Origin of the sequence: Pseudosulfitobacter sp. SM2401, from assembly GCF_042932805.1 — a bacterium.
GTDB lineage: Bacteria > Pseudomonadota > Alphaproteobacteria > Rhodobacterales > Rhodobacteraceae > Ascidiaceihabitans.
Genome location: NZ_CP170633.1, coordinates 2,494,712 through 2,510,828 on the forward strand (window position 1 = coordinate 2,494,712; position 16,117 = coordinate 2,510,828).

General features: G+C 56.8%; 13 protein-coding genes. 5 read left to right on the forward strand and 8 right to left on the reverse strand.

All coding sequences use genetic code 11. The features are described 5' to 3' along the window. Nucleotides 1-9: 9 nt before the first annotated feature. The 3 genes from ACFIO0_RS12430 to ACFIO0_RS12440 are packed head-to-tail and all read left to right on the forward strand — an operon-like array spanning nt 10 to nt 3,454. Nucleotides 10-966: an ABC transporter permease subunit gene (locus ACFIO0_RS12430; RefSeq protein WP_390910713.1), complete on the forward strand. Its 957-nt coding sequence runs from the start codon at nt 10-12 to the stop codon at nt 964-966. Next, nucleotides 963-1,817, forward strand: coding sequence for an ABC transporter permease subunit (locus tag ACFIO0_RS12435; protein WP_390910714.1), 855 nt, complete (start codon nt 963-965; stop codon nt 1,815-1,817). Before ACFIO0_RS12430 ends, ACFIO0_RS12435 begins: the two co-directional genes overlap by 4 nt. Further along, nucleotides 1,817-3,454, forward strand: a complete 1,638-nt coding sequence (locus tag ACFIO0_RS12440) for a nickel ABC transporter ATP-binding protein NikE (protein ID WP_390910715.1) — start codon at nt 1,817-1,819, stop codon at nt 3,452-3,454. Before ACFIO0_RS12435 ends, ACFIO0_RS12440 begins: the two co-directional genes overlap by 1 nt. A gap of 97 nt (nt 3,455-3,551) precedes the next feature. On the opposite strand, the gene ACFIO0_RS12445 is transcribed toward ACFIO0_RS12440, so the two are convergent. Together ACFIO0_RS12445 and ACFIO0_RS12450 are read right to left on the reverse strand one after the other, a co-directional pair. Then, nucleotides 3,552-4,199: a glutathione S-transferase N-terminal domain-containing protein gene (locus tag ACFIO0_RS12445; RefSeq protein ID WP_390910716.1), complete on the reverse strand. Its 648-nt coding sequence runs from the start codon at nt 4,197-4,199 to the stop codon at nt 3,552-3,554. A 99-nt stretch (nt 4,200-4,298) separates the two neighbouring features. After that, nucleotides 4,299-4,802, reverse strand: a complete 504-nt coding sequence (locus ACFIO0_RS12450) for a thioredoxin domain-containing protein (protein ID WP_390910717.1) — start codon at nt 4,800-4,802, stop codon at nt 4,299-4,301. A gap of 153 nt (nt 4,803-4,955) precedes the next feature. On the opposite strand from ACFIO0_RS12450, the gene ACFIO0_RS12455 reads away from it, so the two are divergent. Next, complete coding sequence (locus ACFIO0_RS12455) at nt 4,956-5,792, forward strand: alkaline phosphatase family protein (RefSeq protein ID WP_390910718.1); 837 nt, start codon at nt 4,956-4,958, stop codon at nt 5,790-5,792. On the opposite strand, the gene ACFIO0_RS12460 is transcribed toward ACFIO0_RS12455, so the two are convergent. The 4 genes from ACFIO0_RS12460 to ACFIO0_RS12475 all read right to left on the reverse strand — a co-directional run bounded on the left by ACFIO0_RS12460 (nt 5,789) and on the right by ACFIO0_RS12475 (nt 11,170). Further along, complete coding sequence (locus ACFIO0_RS12460) at nt 5,789-6,721, reverse strand: alpha/beta hydrolase fold domain-containing protein (protein ID WP_390910719.1); 933 nt, start codon at nt 6,719-6,721, stop codon at nt 5,789-5,791. The genes ACFIO0_RS12455 and ACFIO0_RS12460 overlap by 4 nt on opposite strands. Then, nucleotides 6,722-8,623, reverse strand: coding sequence for an acyl-CoA synthetase (locus ACFIO0_RS12465; protein WP_390910720.1), 1,902 nt, complete (start codon nt 8,621-8,623; stop codon nt 6,722-6,724). A gap of 226 nt (nt 8,624-8,849) precedes the next feature. Further along, a complete protein-coding gene (lysM, locus tag ACFIO0_RS12470) occupies nt 8,850-9,278 on the reverse strand; it encodes a peptidoglycan-binding protein LysM (RefSeq protein ID WP_390910721.1) in 429 nt (142 codons plus the stop codon). An 80-nt stretch (nt 9,279-9,358) separates the two neighbouring features. Then, nucleotides 9,359-11,170, reverse strand: a complete 1,812-nt coding sequence (locus tag ACFIO0_RS12475; protein WP_390910722.1) for an ABC transporter transmembrane domain-containing protein — start codon at nt 11,168-11,170, stop codon at nt 9,359-9,361. A gap of 269 nt (nt 11,171-11,439) precedes the next feature. Here ACFIO0_RS12475 and ACFIO0_RS12480 point away from each other — a divergent pair, with 269 nt between their 5' ends. Next, a complete protein-coding gene (locus ACFIO0_RS12480) occupies nt 11,440-12,177 on the forward strand; it encodes a hypothetical protein (RefSeq protein ID WP_390910723.1) in 738 nt (245 codons plus the stop codon). Between the two features lie 21 nt (nt 12,178-12,198). Here ACFIO0_RS12480 and ACFIO0_RS12485 read toward each other — a convergent pair whose 3' ends face one another. Continuing rightward, entirely contained in the window at nt 12,199-13,635 is a 1,437-nt protein-coding gene (locus tag ACFIO0_RS12485) for an amidase family protein (protein ID WP_390910724.1), read from the reverse strand. Nucleotides 13,636-13,807: 172 nt separating this feature from the next. Continuing rightward, nucleotides 13,808-15,997 (reverse strand): NADP-dependent isocitrate dehydrogenase, encoded by a 2,190-nt coding sequence (locus ACFIO0_RS12490; RefSeq protein WP_390910725.1) that lies wholly within the window; start codon nt 15,995-15,997, stop codon nt 13,808-13,810. Nucleotides 15,998-16,117 lie beyond the last annotated feature (120 nt).

Here is a 16,117-nt window from a genome sequence, read left to right on the forward strand (position 1 = left end):
GTCATTCTTATGCACCCCATTTTTAAACTTGTTGCCCAGCGTTTAGCGCTGGGCATCATTCTGCTCCTCGCCGCGTCAATCATCATCTTTGTCGGGACCACGATCCTGCCCGGTGATGTTGCGCAACAAATTCTTGGTCAAGGTGCCACGCCCGAAAACCTCGCGAACCTACGCGAAGAGTTGGGGCTGAACGACCCGCCACTTACCCGCTATTTTGCATGGCTGGGTGGGGTTGTGCAGGGCGATCTGGGCACTGCGCTGACCAACGGACGTGATATCGCATCCACTATGTCAGACAAAATGGGCAAGACACTGTTCCTTGCGTTTTGGGCTGCTGCAATTTCTGTCCCACTTGCGATTTTCCTTGGGTTGGTCGCTGTGCGGTACAAAGACCGCTGGCCGGACAAATTGATTTCATCCGTCACACTGACGACCATTTCGATCCCCGAGTTTCTTATCGGCTATCTGTTGATCTACTTTGTGGCTGTGAAACTGGGCTGGGCACCGTCTGTGGCGATGATCAACGACAGCATGACCTTTCTGGAAAAGCTGCACTCGATCTCGATCCCTGTGGCCGCGCTGACGCTGGTGGTTCTGGCACATATGATGCGTATGACCCGCGCCGCGATCCTGAACGTGATGCAGTCGGCCTATATCGAAACGGCTGAACTCAAAGGTCTGACACCTCTGCAGGTCATCCGCAAACACGCCTTTCCAAACGCTGTGGCCCCTATCGTGAATGTTGTCATGATCAACCTCGCGTATCTGGTCGTTGGCGTTGTTGTCATCGAAGTGGTGTTTACCTATCCTGGTATGGGCCAATATTTGGTTGACCACGTGGTCAAACGCGATGTGCCTGTTGTGCAAGCCGCCGGTCTGATGTTCGCCGCGATCTACATCTTGCTGAACATGACTGCTGATATCGTTTCGATCTTGGCCAACCCACGTCTGAGGCATCCAAAATGAGAATACCCACCGCTGCTCTTTTCGGGCTGTTCTTTACAGGCCTCTACTTTTTTGTCGCAATTTTTGCGGGCTTTATCGCACCCTACGGCTTGGGTGAAATTGTCGGTGATGTCTGGGAACCTGCACGCCTCGGATATTTCCTTGGCCTGACACCGGACGGCTACGACGAACCGCAATACTGGCTTGGCACCGACCAAATTGGCCGCGATTTGCTGACCCGCATGATCTACGGCGGTCAAACCACGATCTGGATCGCAACCATGGCGACCATCCTGTCCTTCACAACCGGAACGATTATGGGCTTTGTTGCGGCAGTGAATGGCGGTTGGATCGACCAAGCGTTGTCGCGCTTTATTGATCTCGTCATGTCGATCCCGTCACTGATTGTGGCCTTGGTGGTGTTGTCCGTTCTGGATACGACCATTTTGACCTTGATCCTTGTCATGGGCCTGCTCGATAGCACACGTGTGTTCCGTCTGGCGCGCGCTGTTGCGGTGGACATCACGGTCATGGACTACGTCGAGGCCGCGCGCCTGCGCGGTGAAAGGGTCGGCTGGATTATCTTCCGTGAAATCCTGCCAAACGCGCTGTCACCTCTGGTCGCTGAAATGGGCCTGCGGTTCATCTTTATGGTTCTGTTCATTTCAACCCTGTCGTTCCTCGGGATTGGCGTTCAGCCCCCTGCGGCAGACTGGGGCGGTATCGTTAAAGACAACAAAGACGGTATTAACTTTGGTATTGGCGCAGCACTTTATCCCGCTGTTGCCATCGCGACTTTGGCGATTTCAGTCAACCTTGTGGCGGACTGGATCCTCAACCGAACAACCTCACTCAAAGGGGGACGCGGCTGATGGCTACTCCACTTCTTAGCGTTCGCGGCTTGAAAATCGGGGCACGGATTTTTCCGCCTGACGCCAAGCCCCACGACATCGAAATCGTGCACGGCGTTGATTTCGACGTCGAGGCTGGCAAGGTTCTGGGTCTGATCGGTGAATCCGGTGCCGGTAAATCCACCATCGGGCTGGCGGCTATGGGCTACGGGCGCGGCGGCGTAAAGCTGACGGGCGGCGAAGTCTGGGTGAACGGACGCGACGTGCTGCAATCAGGCACGCGTGACATCCGCCGCCTTCGCGGGGCCGAAGTCACCTATGTGTCGCAATCGGCTGCGGCCTCGTTCAACCCTGCCAAACGGATCATGGAACAAGTGATCGAAGCGGCGGTTTTGCAAAACAAGTTCTCGAAATCTGACGCCGAAGCGCGCGCAGTTGATTTGTTCCGGAAACTGGATTTGCCCGACCCTGAAAACATCGGTAACCGCTTTCCCCACCAAGTGTCCGGCGGACAGTTGCAGCGCTGCATGACGGCGTTGGCCCTGTGCCCCGAGCCCGATCTGGTGGTCTTTGACGAGCCCACCACAGCGCTGGACGTGACCACCCAAATCGACGTGCTGAAAGCGATCAAAGAAGCGATCCGCGACACTGGTGTGGCCGCCCTGTATATCACGCACGATCTGGCCGTTGTGGCCCAAGTCAGCGATCACATCATGGTGCTGCGTCAGGGCGGAATGGTCGAATACGGCACAGTTGATCAAATCATCAACGCCCCCGCCGAGGATTACACCAAAGCACTGGTGTCCGTCCGTTCGATCGAACACGTGGAAAAGACACCTACCGACACGCCGTTGCTGCGGGTCGAGGGGATCACAGCCCGCTACAAAGGCACCAAGTTTGATGTCCTGAAAAACATCAACGTCGAACTGCACCCCGGCCAAACGCTGGCGGTCGTTGGTGAATCCGGGTCTGGAAAATCGACGCTGGCGCGTGTGATCACGGGGCTTTTGCCGCCCTCAAAGGGCACCATCCACTTTAACGGACGCGACCTGACACCAGAGCTAAAGACCCGCACACGCGATGATCTGCGTGAATTGCAAATGATCTATCAGATGGCTGACACGGCGATGAACCCGCGCCAGACTGTTGGCACGATCATCGGTCGTCCGCTTGAGTTTTACTTTGGACTGAAGGGTGCGGAGAAACAAAAACGCATCAAAGAGCTGCTTGACGAGATCGAGATGGGCGATGGTTTCATCGACCGTTACCCGGCAGAGCTGTCAGGTGGTCAAAAACAACGTGTGTGTATCGCGCGCGCATTGGCGGCCAAACCCAAGCTGATCATCTGCGACGAGGTCACCTCGGCCCTTGATCCGCTGGTTGCCGACGGCATTCTGAAACTGCTGTTGGACCTGCAAAAGGTCGAAGACGTCGCCTATCTGTTCATCACCCATGACCTCGCGACTGTCCGTGCCATCGCGGACAGCATCGCAGTGATGTACCAGGGCGAAGTTGCGCGCTACGGCGGCAAGACCGACGTGCTGTCGCCGCCGTTCGATGATTACACCGACCTGCTGCTCAGCTCTGTTCCGGAAATGAAACTCGGCTGGCTCGAAGATGTCATCGCGAACCGCAAAATGGCAAGCGCTGGCAACTGATCAACTCAAACGACGCACCAAAACTGACCTAGGATTGGTGCGTCGAAGTCGGGCAATGGCCTGTTTTGGTCAATGCTGCACGATCTATTCGATCGTTTTAGCCCAGTGGCAGACCGGGATCCGTTTCCAGAATGCTTTTTCGCTGAGAGGTACTAGCCCACCAATCCACAAGCGCAGAGTATTTGGCTAGCGCTGCTGCGCCCTCAGGTGCTTGGACGAAATAGGCGATCATCGGCGCGAGGTGGCAATCCGCGAGCGTGAAAACTTCGCGACCCAGAACATGGCCTTCTGATGCCAGTTTGTTGAGCGCATCAAGAACCGGCAGCGACGCTTTGATGCCGAGCGCAATTTCGGTTTCGTCGCTCTCTTCGCCAACAGCCGGGCAAAATACGCGATGGGCAAACACCTGTCGGACCATGGGGCGGTACCCGTAACTGTCCACAATCGAAACGACTTGTGCGACGCGGGCGGCGCGTTTGGCGTCGGTTGGCATTAGCGCAGGGCCATCAAACGCAGCATCGATATACCGAAGTATTGCAGCGGTTTCATAAACGTCAAATGCGCCATGGCTCAGCACCGGAACCCGACGAAACGGATGACGTTTCAAGTATTCCTCGGGAATGTCCTTTGCAAACGGATCAATTTCTTGCGTTTCATACGCAACGCATTTTTCGTGCAGCGCCACCCGCGCGATGCGATTGTAGACGCTGAACTGATAGCCACGGAGCACAACAGGTTTTTTCATTCTGTCAGACTAGCGATCGGGAGGCTGTACTGAAAGTGAGATCTGCCAACCGTCGCTGCGGTGGGTGCCCAAAGGATGTTCGAAACTGCGGCGTCGGCTTTAGACGGCTCCGTGTTCCTTAAAATGGCCAGCCAAAATCGTTTCCAGCTCGGCGCGGTGGCGCATGCCTTGCAGGGTTTGCGTGCGGTTTCCTTCGGCGTCGAACAACAACAGCGTCACGTGACCAACGCCGTGCTGCACTGCAAACTTGCGCCCTTGATCTTGGGAAATGTCCGCCACCAGAAACACCACATCGCATTCGCCAAATTGTTTCATCGCTTTGCGGGTCTCGCGTTGCAGCGCCGTGCATGTCGGGCAAGACGGATCGTGGATTTGCACAACCGACGGCTTGCCCTGCCCCACACGGGTCAAATCTTGTTCCGACGCCATGGCTTGGACCGAGTTCATCACCCAAAATCCGGCCCCCCCCAAAACGGCCAGCCCCAGCGCGCCGTTGCGCCCCAAACGCAGCATGTCGCGACGGTTCATCGGCGATTTTGCGGCATCAACAGGCTGCGTCGTTTGCGCTTTTTTGCGTTTGTTGGTTTTGGATGACTTGGCCATGATGCCCTCTTAGCGGTTGTTCGCCACACTCTACGCAAGGCCGTGTGCAAACGCTCATCACATTCGCGTCACGTCACCGGTGTCGCCCCCATTGTCAGCGCCGTTTTGATGTGCAGAAGTAAACGCACCCTATCGCAACGCAGAGGTACGCGCGTGGACAAAAAATTGCTGCTGATCATTCTGGACGGTGTTCCCTATCGCAACTGGCGCCGACTGTTTGGCAATCTTGAAGGCTGGGTCGACAGCGGCGATGCCCGCGTCTGGAAAATCCGGTCGGTGTTGCCGTCGATTTCCGCCAGTTGTTACGCGTCGATCCACACCGGCGTCGCACCCGCGACGCATGGCTGTACGGGCAATGGCAACGTATTCCGCCTAAGCCAGCCTGACGTGTTTGCCCAAACCCGCTTGGGCGGTGGCACAACCGGCGCAGTCGCCCATTCGTTCTGGTCCGAATTTTTCAACCGCCACCCCTTCGATTACGTGCGCGACATCGAATACGACGAACCTGACAGCGACACGATCAATCATGGCCGTTTCCACACGATGACGGGCTACGGGCAAAGCAACCAGATGACGCCGTCAGACGTGGATTTGTTCGGTACGCTGACCAATCTGTGCCTGCGCTTTGGGCTGAATTACGGGATGCTGCACACCTGCACGCTGGATTCCATGGGCCACCGGTTTTTCCACGAAAGTCAGGAAATGGATCACGCCTGTCACATTATGGACGAGATGCTGGCCCCCTTTATTCCCAAGTGGCGCGCCGCCGGATACGAGGTCATGGTGACGGCGGATCACGGGCAGGATGAACGTGGCCATCACGGTGGGCGGGGTGCGTTGCAACAAGAGGCAGCACTGTATTATTTTGGCGATGCCACTGGTCCCTCAGAGGACACTGTGATTGATCAATTGCAATTGGCCCCGACGATCTTGTCGCGCCTTGGGGCACCGATCCCGGACTCGATGAAGGCGAAATCATTCCTGACCTAAAGGTCAGGCAGCTCGCCTGCGCTCAATGACGTAAGCGACGCGATCATGCGCGCAAAGCTATCGCCTGCTTTTTGCGACATCACGCGGGCGCGCAGGTAGGCGTGAACGAGGCCTGCTTCCTCGACCCAGATCGCGTTGCCGCCTGCCCCGATCAGCGCGTCACGGTAGGCTTCGCCGTCGCTGGACAGCGGATCGCATTGCGCTGTGATCACGACTGTCGCGGGCAATCCGGTAAAATCCGTGTCGTGCAGTGGCGCATAGGTCGCATCGCCAGTTTTGTCCTGCCCGCCTGAGCGGATGTTCATGTAGAATTCCATGTCGCGCGTGGTCAGGCCGGGGGCGTCTGCGTGTTCAACGTAGCTGCCTTTTGACCAGTCGCCGCCAAGGCCCGGATAGATCAGCAACTGGCCGGAAATACGGTTATCGATGCGGCCGCGGGCATAATGCGCAATTGCAGCGACCAAATTGCCGCCTGCGCTGTCGCCGCACAGAACGATCGCGCCCTCAAAAGCTGCAGCAACGCCCTGAAACGCCGCCCAAGCATCATTGAAATCGACAGGATGCGGGTGTTCTGGTGACATGCGGTAATCGACAGCAATGACGCGCAGGTTGGTGCTTTCGCAAAATTCGGCGCAAATGCTGTCGTGGCTGTCCAATCCGCCAACGACAAACCCGCCGCCGTGGCAAAAGAACACCGTAGCTTTCGGGTCCGCTGTGGGGGAGTAGAGGCGGCAAGAAACTCCGCCAAAGGATGTGTCTGTGACCGTCACGCCAGCCGGTCGCCCTTGGTCAAATGCTGTGCACATCCGGTCGTAAACGCGGCGTTGTTCCGCGATGCTTAGGTCCACGGCATCAGGTGGGTAGTACCGCGCGCCCTCATCCAGAAAGGCCCAAACCTCTGCATCCAAAAGCGCGCGGTAGTCTGTCATTTATTCAGCTGCGACAGCTGGGGCACCTGCATGTTCCCAAGGGCGAATGAACCCGCCCAGAACCGTTTGCAGTGCCGTTTCAGATGCGCCATTTGCCTCGATCTGGGCAACCAAACCACGCTTTTTGTCATCAATTACATTGACGACGCGGGCTGGCAATTCAGCCGTTTCAAGTGCTTCGTTGTAGATGCGGGTGATCGCATCTTTGCGCAGGTCAGGTTTAAAGATTTTGCCGACAGCGGTCTTTGGCAACTCGTCCATAATCTTGATGTGTTTTGGACGGGCTGCGCGTTCTTGAACGTGCTCTTGGCAGAAGGCAATCAGCTCTTCTGGTGTGGCGCTGCCACCCTCGACCAGTTCGACAAAGGCGCATGGGATTTCACCGGAGTGCGCGTCTGGCTGGCCAATTGCGCCGGCAAATCCGACCGATGGGTGCGCAAGCAACGCTTCTTCGATTTCGGCGGGATCGATGTTGTGACCGCCACGAATGATCAGGTCTTTTGCACGGCCCGTGATCCACAAATACCCGTCTGAATCTACGCGCCCCAAATCACCTGTGCGCAGGTATTTGTCTGCGTAGTAAAGGTCCTGGTTTTTCTCGGATTCGGTGTAGGTGTTGCCCACGTAGACGCCCGGGTTCGAGACACAGATTTCGCCGACCTCATCCACGTCCGCATCGACGTCACCGTTTTCGGACCCTTTGACAATTTTGATGTCGGTGTAAGGGAACGGAATACCGATCGAGCCGACTTTCTTAACGCCGTCCAAGGGGTTACCGGACACGAGGCACGTCGCCTCGGTCATGCCGTAGCCTTCAACGATGGTCATGCCTGTGGTTTCTTCAAAGCGGCGGAACAGTTCTAGCGGTAAAGGGGCAGAGCCGGAAAACGCGGTTTTTACTGTCGAAATATCGGCATCAACAGCGCGTTGCATCGTGGCCGCCAAAGCCGTCGGAACCGACACAAGGAACGTGACCTTCCAGCGTTCTACCAGCTTCCAGATGTTGTCGAAAACGCCCTCGCCGCGATAGCCTTGCGGGGTCGGGAACACCACATGCGCGCCCGAAGACATCGCGCCCAACAACATGACCTGACAGGCCATAACGTGGAACAATGGCAGTGGGCACAGCATCACGTCGTCTTCGGTCAGCAACAGTTCCGAGCCAACCCAACCGTTGTAGATCGTGCCGGAATACAGGTGTTGCGCGACCTTTGGCATGCCGGTTGTGCCACCGGTGTGAAAGTAAAACGCGACGCGGTCTTCTTGCACGTCTTCAAACTGCAATGTCGTGGATTGCTTGTTCATCTCAGTGTTGAAGTTTTTGTATTCAACCGATGCAGGGCGCTCCATTTTCGGGCGGATCAGCGGAATGATCCAGCTTTTGGGCGGGGTCACGTAGCGCAGCAAATCGACTTCGAGAACGGTTTTGACGTTTGGGGCCAAGGCCACAGCCGCCGCTGTCTTTTCAGCAACATCCGTTTTCGGGAACGGGCGCAAGGTCACGACAACTTTGGCACCGGTTTCGCGAAGGATCGCACCGATTTGTTCGGCCTCAAGCAGCGGGTTGATCGGATTGGCAATGCCAGCCACGCCGCCGCCCAAAAGGGTCAAAACGGTTTCGTTACAGTTCGGTAAAACATAGGCCACAACGTCCTTTGGACCGATGCCCAAGCTGCGGAACAAGTTGGCGGTTTGCGTGGTTTTATCCTTCAATTGTGTCCAATTGAATGTCTCGGCCTTGTCTTTGGGGCCTGAAAAAATCTGATAACTGACCGCATTATGCGTTGGAAACTTTGCCGTTGTTTGGCTTAGCAAACCATAGAGCGTGACAGGCACGTCCCGGTCTTCCCACGGCATCTCTGCTTCAATACGGTTGCGGTCTTGCATGCCTTCGTAAGCCATGTGTCTTCCTCCCTTGGTCACCCCTCTTGCGGGGGTGATGAATTCCCTGTTGCAAAGGATGCGGCGAAATCAGGTTTTGCGCAAGGTTTTCAAGGCAAATGCTGTGATCAAACGCAGCGTAAAACCGCCTTACCAAAGGTCAAAGGGCGGCCCGTTTCGGAACCGCCCCTTTCAATTTCGCAAATCTCTGTTCGGGATCAGGCAAATGCCCTGCCCGCACGCCAAATTAGTCCTGCGGAATACGCAGCATTTGGCCAGGATAGATTTTGTCAGGATGGCTCAGCATCGGCTTGTTGGCTTCAAAGATTTCTTCGTAGCGCGCGCCGTTGCCCAATGCCTTGGCTGAAATCGCCCAGAGGGTGTCGCCCTTTTCCACGGTGTGGAACACAGGTTCGCCCGCACTTGGAACGCTGTCCTCAACCGCTGCGACGCCTTTGACGTTGCCCACGGCCAGAATGACTTTTTCTTTCATCTCTTGGCTGACGGCCTCGCCGGACACGGTCACTTTGTCACCTTCGACGGTGATTTCCATGCCGGTTGCGTCCAGACCCAGTTCCTTGATCTCGTCTTGCAGCGTTGAACCGTCCAGTTCCGGCTCATCGCCGCCACCGAAAAGTTTCTTACCGCTGCCTTTTACAAAGCTCCACAAACCCATTGTCTAACTCCCTTAGTATTATGGTTGGCCATAAGATGAAGGGAACGGGCTGTGAATGAAAGGGGGAATTATGTGTCCAATTACTCTGCGGCCATTCCATCGGTGAATTGCAGGCGGGCAAGGCGGGCATAAAGACCATCTTTGGCCACCAAATCATCATGCGTGCCAGAGGCGATGATGCGTCCCTGATCTAACACCACGATGCGATCTGCCTTTTTGACGGTTGCCAAACGGTGCGCCACAATCAGCGTGGTGCGATCAGCGCTGAGCGCGTCAACGGCGGCCTGAACCGCGCGTTCACTTTCTGCGTCCAAAGCCGAGGTTGCCTCGTCCAGCAGCAGCACAGGCGCGTTGCGCAGAATGGCACGAGCAATGGCGATGCGTTGCTTTTGACCACCCGACAACATCACGCCGCGTTCGCCCAGCGGGCTGTCATAGCCAGACGGTAGTTTTTGGATGAACTCGTGGGCTGCGGCGGCAATGGCTGCGGCCTCGATTTCAGCGTCCGTGGCATCTGGCCGCCCGAAACTGATGTTGTCGCGGGCAGAGGTCGCAAAGATCACCGGATCCTGCGGCACCAAGGCGATGTGTTCGCGAAATGCGGAGCGTTCCAGCGAAGCGATGTCGTGACCATCCAGCGTGATGCGCCCTGATTGCGGGTCATAAAAGCGCAAGATCATCTGGATAATCGTGGTTTTGCCCGCGCCAGACGGGCCAACAAACGCAACGGTTTCACCCGGTTCAATGACCAAACTGACGTCGTCCAACGCTGCTGTGTCCGGGCGGGACGGATAGGTGAAATTCACCGCCTCGAATGCGATCCGCCCTTGCACCGGCCCCGCGATCAAATGCGGAACGGCCACGTCCTGGACCGTATCGACGGTGTGCAACAGTTCGATCAAACGCTCTGTCGCGCCTGCTGCACGCTGCAATTCACCCCAGATTTCTGACAAGGCGGCAACACCGCCTGCAACCATCACAGCGTAGATCACAAACTGGATTAATGCCCCGGATGTCATCACCCCTTCGCGCACATCATTTGCGCCGATCCACAACACGCCGACGACACCGGCAAAGACCAGAAAGATCACGATCACCGTCATCAAGGCGCGCGTGTAGATCCGCCGTTTGGCCGCATCAAAGCTGCGCTCTGTGACGTCAGAAAACTGCCGACGGCTGATGGTTTCATGGGTAAAGGCCTGCACCGTTTGCACGGCCGTCAGCGCCTCGGATGCGCTACCGGAACTGGCGGCAATCCAATCCTGATTTTCACGGCTGATCACCCGCAAGCGACGACCCAACACCAAAATCGGGATCACAACGGCGGGAACGATCAGCAGCACAAGGGCCGTCAATTTGGCTGACGTCAGCATCATCAATGCCAAACCTCCGATAAAAATCAGTATGTTACGCAGCGCGATCGACACGGATGATCCAATCACACTGAGGATCAGCGTGGTGTCTGTTGTGATGCGGCTCAGGACTTCGCCGGTCATGATTTGTTCGTAAAAAGACGGCGACATGCCGATCACACGGTCAAACACCGCTTTGCGAATGTCAGCAACGACGCGTTCACCCAAGCGGGTCACAAGCAAATAGCGCATGGCCGTGCCGATCGCCATCAGACCTGCAATGCCAAGGGCCGCAAGGAAATATTGGTCCAGAATTGCACCGTCCTCGACACGGAAATTGTCGACAACGCGGCGCACTGCCAATGGCAGCGTCAACGAGATCATCGCCGTCACGCACAAAGCCAGCAAAGCGGCAGTCATCAACATCCGGTACGGTCGCATGTAGGGCCAGAGCGCGCCAAGCGCCCCGATCTGCTTTGATTTCTCGCGCTCTTCCACGGCACCGGGCGCTGCGGGGCCGGGCTTGACTTGATCGGCCATGCACACTCCTGAGTGTTGATTGGCCTGCAGTATCGGCCAGAATTTACATTGCGCCGTTCTGATACGCGCATCCCTGCAGGTCAAGCGGACAGTTTGCCCGCATTTCCCTAGATTGGGGCGCGCAACATGTGCCATTATCGCCAATTCCCGCAATTTTAGAAAATATCAATCGTTTCGAATTTCCCTCTAATTGCCCAAATGTGAACACATTGTTTTCGTCTACAAGCAGCAATCCCGGTGCCACGCACCTTGCTTGTTTGGAAGATACCATGTTGAAATCTTATATCATTCTGCCATTGGCCTTGACTGTCACAGTTGCTGGTTGTGGCTATTCGCCGGTCACGAAATCAAATGGCGACGCAAGTCTTTCATTCATGAGCCAAAGTACTGAGGCACCGTTGAACGCATCGGACCACGCCGCAGAGATGCAGGAACAAGCCGCGACTTTGGACCGCATGATGCAAGATGTCGTGCGTGCCTCGACGGCCAAAGGTGCCATGATGGGGGCCGCTGTTGGTTGTGGTCTGGTTCTATTGTCCGCAAACAATTCCGCAAAATGTCTGGCCGGAGCGGCCGCAGGTGGCCTTGTCGGTGGCGTCGTTGGCAACAATGCTGGCAAACGCGATGCTACGCGCCGCGTCGGCTTGGTGTCGGCCAACAAACTGACGATGAATATCCGTCGCACAAACGATCAGGTGGATGATATTATGATCAGCCTGCGCGACACGTTAGCCAGTCAAGAAATCGAATTGGCAAACCTGCGCATCCAACGTGATGCAGGCAATATCGCAGCCGCAACCTATGACGCGCATGTTCAAACTGTCACGCGCGATCGTGCAGAATTGGCACATGCCCTGACGCTAAGCGCGGGCAAAGCTCAATTGGCGACCAAGCATCTGCAAGAGGCGTCAACCCGAGGTCAAACCGGTCTGGATTGGCACATCAGCGCGACCAGCCAGCTAGAACGCGACATCGAGTCCGCAAGATCCCAAATTTCGCTACTCTGACAAGATCGCAAAGAGCGGCCTTTACGTCACCATCGACGGCTTTCGATGCGCCCAAGATGCGGCTTGCTCAAGTTCAGCACACAGCGCAATCAAAGTGGCGTCTTGCCCGAATGGTGCCGCCACATGCACACCAACAGGCAGACCGCCTTCCGTCCAATGCATCGGCACAGTTGCCGCGGGTTGGCCACTGGCATTGAACGTCGCGCAAAACGGAGAATATTCGAACACGCCACCCGGCCCGACGCGGTAGTTTTCAAAGTCCTCGCGATCATGATGGAACCGGCCAACTTTTGCAGGCGGTTCCGCCAGCGTGGCTGACAAGATGATGTCATAGTCGTCAAATGCTGCGGCCATCTGGCGCCCGTAGGCGTGCACGGTGTTCACCGCTTGCAGATAATCAGGCCCCGAAATCGTTTGTGCAAATTTTGCAGCGCCACGTGCGACACCTTGCAGATCGCCTTGTTTTGCCACCTCACCTCTGGCTGTCGCGACATTCTGAATCCAAAGTGCGGTGCCGCACGCGACGATCTTGGTCCATGCGTGCATCATCCCCTCGTGATCCGCCTTTGGGCAATCGGGGGTCACATGATGACCCAGGTCTTCAAGAACTTTGGCGGTCTTGTCGACGGCGGTTTTGCATGCGGGATCAATTGCAGCGCCCGTAAACGTCGTGTCGCAAACTGCGATGCGCAAGCGACGCGGTGGGCGTTTGAGGGCTTGAGCGTAGGTCATTTCCATCGCGGGTGCCGCGTACGGCGCGCCCTGTTCTGGCCCCGCGCAGGCGTCCATCATCGCGGCGTTGTCGCGCACGGATCGTGACAAAAACCCGTCAATTGCCATGCCGCCCCAGCCCTCGCCAGAGGCGGGGCCGTCGGGGAAGCGCGCGCGCGTCGCTTTGAACCCGAACAACCCACAACTTGAGGCAGGAATGCGCACCGATCCGCCCCCGTCTGATCCGTGGGCCATGGGCACGATACCCGCCGCCACCGCCGCGCCAGAGCCGCCCGAGGACCCACCCGAAGTGCGCGTTGTATCCCACGGATTGCGCGTTGGACCGCCGTAAACCGACGCTTCGGTCACAGGCCCAATGCCACCTTCGGGCGAGGTCGTGCGCCCGAAGGTCACCACGCCTGTCGCCCGCATTCGGCGGAAAATTTCACTGTCGTAGCTGTATTTTGTATCGCGCATCAGGTTGGATCCACTGTGCGTCGGAAAATCGATAGCCTCGGCGCTCAGGTCCTTGATCAAAAACGGCACGCCTTTGAATGGGCCGTCCGGCAGCCCCGCTTTGATCGCGTTGCGCGCGGCCTGTTCCTGGATCAACACAACCGCGTTCAGCTGCGGGTTCAGGGCTGCGACGCGTTCCAATGCAGCGTCCAGCAATTCATCCGCAGACACGGCACCTGATGCGACCTGTTGCGCCAGAAATGTTGCGTCTTCTTGACCGTTGATTTCCATTTAGCCGGTCCTTTAGCTGAGGGCATCGGTTGGGGTTCTCCAATCCGCAGGCGGCGGATTAAGAAAAATCTTGCCCATCGCTGCGCCAAACACAACCCTTTACGCCCCCAAACGAAAAAGGGCCGCGCATTCCCTCAAAGAAGCACGGCCCGAAGGTTTGCGGCAGCTTGCCTTAGCCGATGATGGCGTTCAGGGTCGCTGACGGGCGCATTACAGCTGCGGTTTTAGCCGCGTCTGTTTTGAAATAACCACCCAGATCAGCAGCAGGCCCCTGCACAGCAGCCAGTTCAGAGAGGATCTGTTCCTCGCCCGCGGACAGGGCTGTTGCGATTGGCGCAAAGTGTGCGGCCAGTTCTGCATCGCCGGTTTGTTCGGCCAGCGCGTCGGCCCAGTAGCGGGCAAACCAGTAGTGGCTGTCGCGGTTGTCAGGTTCGCCAACTTTGCGCGACGGGGAACGGCTGTTGTCCAAAATGCCCTGGGTTGCGGCGTCAACGGCCTCGCCCAAAACGCGGGCTTTTTCGTTGCCTTTGGCGTCCGCAAGGAACGTCAGACTTTCGCCCAGCGCGCAGAATTCACCAAGGCTGTCCCAGCGCAGGTGGTTTTCTTCGACCAATTGCTGCACGTGTTTCGGGGCAGATCCGCCAGCGCCGGTTTCGAACAATCCGCCGCCGTTCATCAATTTCACAATCGACAGCATCTTGGCCGAGGTCGCCAGTTCAAGAATCGGAAACAGGTCGGTCAGATAGTCGCGCAGCACGTTGCCGGTAATCGCGATGCTGTTTTCACCTTTGGTGATGATTTCCAGCGAGGCGCGCGTCGCTTCGCGTGGGGCCATAATCTGGAATTTATCCGCAACGCCTTGGGCCGCAAGGATCGGTTTGACGTAAGCGATCAATTCCGCGTCGTGCGCGCGGGTTGCATCCAGCCAGAAAATCGCGCTGCAACCTTCGGCCTTTTGACGCGCAATCGCGAGGTTCACCCAGTCTTCGATCGGGGCTTTGCGCGCAGATGCAGAGCGCCAGATGTCGCCAACCTCGACGTTATGAGAGTGCAGCACAGTGCCGTCATCCAAGATCATCTTGACGGTGCCCGCCTCGGCGATTTCAAATGTTGTTGGGTGTGAGCCGTATTCTTCGGCTTTTTGCGCCATCAGGCCGACGTTTTGGACCGTGCCAGCGGTGGCCGGGTTCAGTTTGCCGTTTTCTTTGAAGAACTTGACCGACTCGTCATAGATTGGCGCGTAGGAATTGTCAGGGATCACGCAATTTGCGTCTGATTCCTTGCCATCTGGCCCCCAACCTTTGCCGCCAGCGCGGATCAATGCAGGCATCGACGCGTCGATGATCACGTCCGATGACACGTGCAAGTTGGTGATGCCTTTGTCAGAATCGACCATGTACATCGGTGGGCGGGACGCCATGCACGCGTCGATGTCAGCCATGATTGCAGCGTTGTCAGCAACGCGCGCCAGTAAATCGCCAAGGCCGGAATTCGGGTTCACGCCCAGATCAGCCATCGCATCGCCGTGCTTTTCAAAAACCGGCGCAAGGAACGCTTTGACCGCGTGGCCAAAGATGATCGGGTCCGAGACCTTCATCATCGTCGCCTTCATGTGCAGCGAAAACAGCGTGCCATCGGCTTTGGTTTTCTCGATCTCGCCTGCAAGGAAGGATTTGAGGGCCTTAGCGCTCATGAATGTCGCGTCGACAACCGTGCCTGCGGGGTAGGTGATCGCGTCCTTGAGGACAGTTTCGCCGGCGTCTGTGACCAGCACGATTTTTGCTGTCGCCTCTTTGCTCAGGGTCGCGGACACTTCGTTTGAGAAGAAATCGCCGCCCGACATCGCGGACACTTGGGTTTTGCTGTCAGCGGACCAATCGCCCATGCGGTGCGGGTTTTTCTGGGCAAAGCTTTTGACTGCCTTAGCGGCGCGACGATCAGAGTTGCCTTCGCGCAGAACCGGGTTCACGGCTGACCCTTTTAGCGTGTCGTATTTTGCGCGCGTCGCTTTGTCTGCGTCGGTTTCTGGTGCCTCAGGGTAATCAGGCAACGCAAAACCTTGCGATTGCAATTCTTTGATGGCGGCGACCAGTTGCGGCACAGAGGCCGAAATGTTCGGTAATTTGATCACGTTCGCATCTGCGGTTTTGACCAAGCGACCCAGTTCAGCCAAATCATCAGACTGACGCTGATCTTCTTTCAGATGCTCGGGGAACGTCGACAGGATACGGCCCGCAAGGCTGATGTCTTTTGTCCCGACAGAAACGCCAGCGGCGGCTGCGAATTTCTGGATGATCGGAAGGAACGACGCAGACGCCAGTTCCGGCGCTTCGTCCACTTTGGTGTAAATGATATCGGACATAGGAAACCCCTTGATGGTTGTTTTGCCGCTTCTTAACCGAAGCATCCGGAAGCGTCGATAGTATACTGTTGTATACATTGCAAACAGGTGGATAAAAGCCAACGCATGCGCGGCAATAGA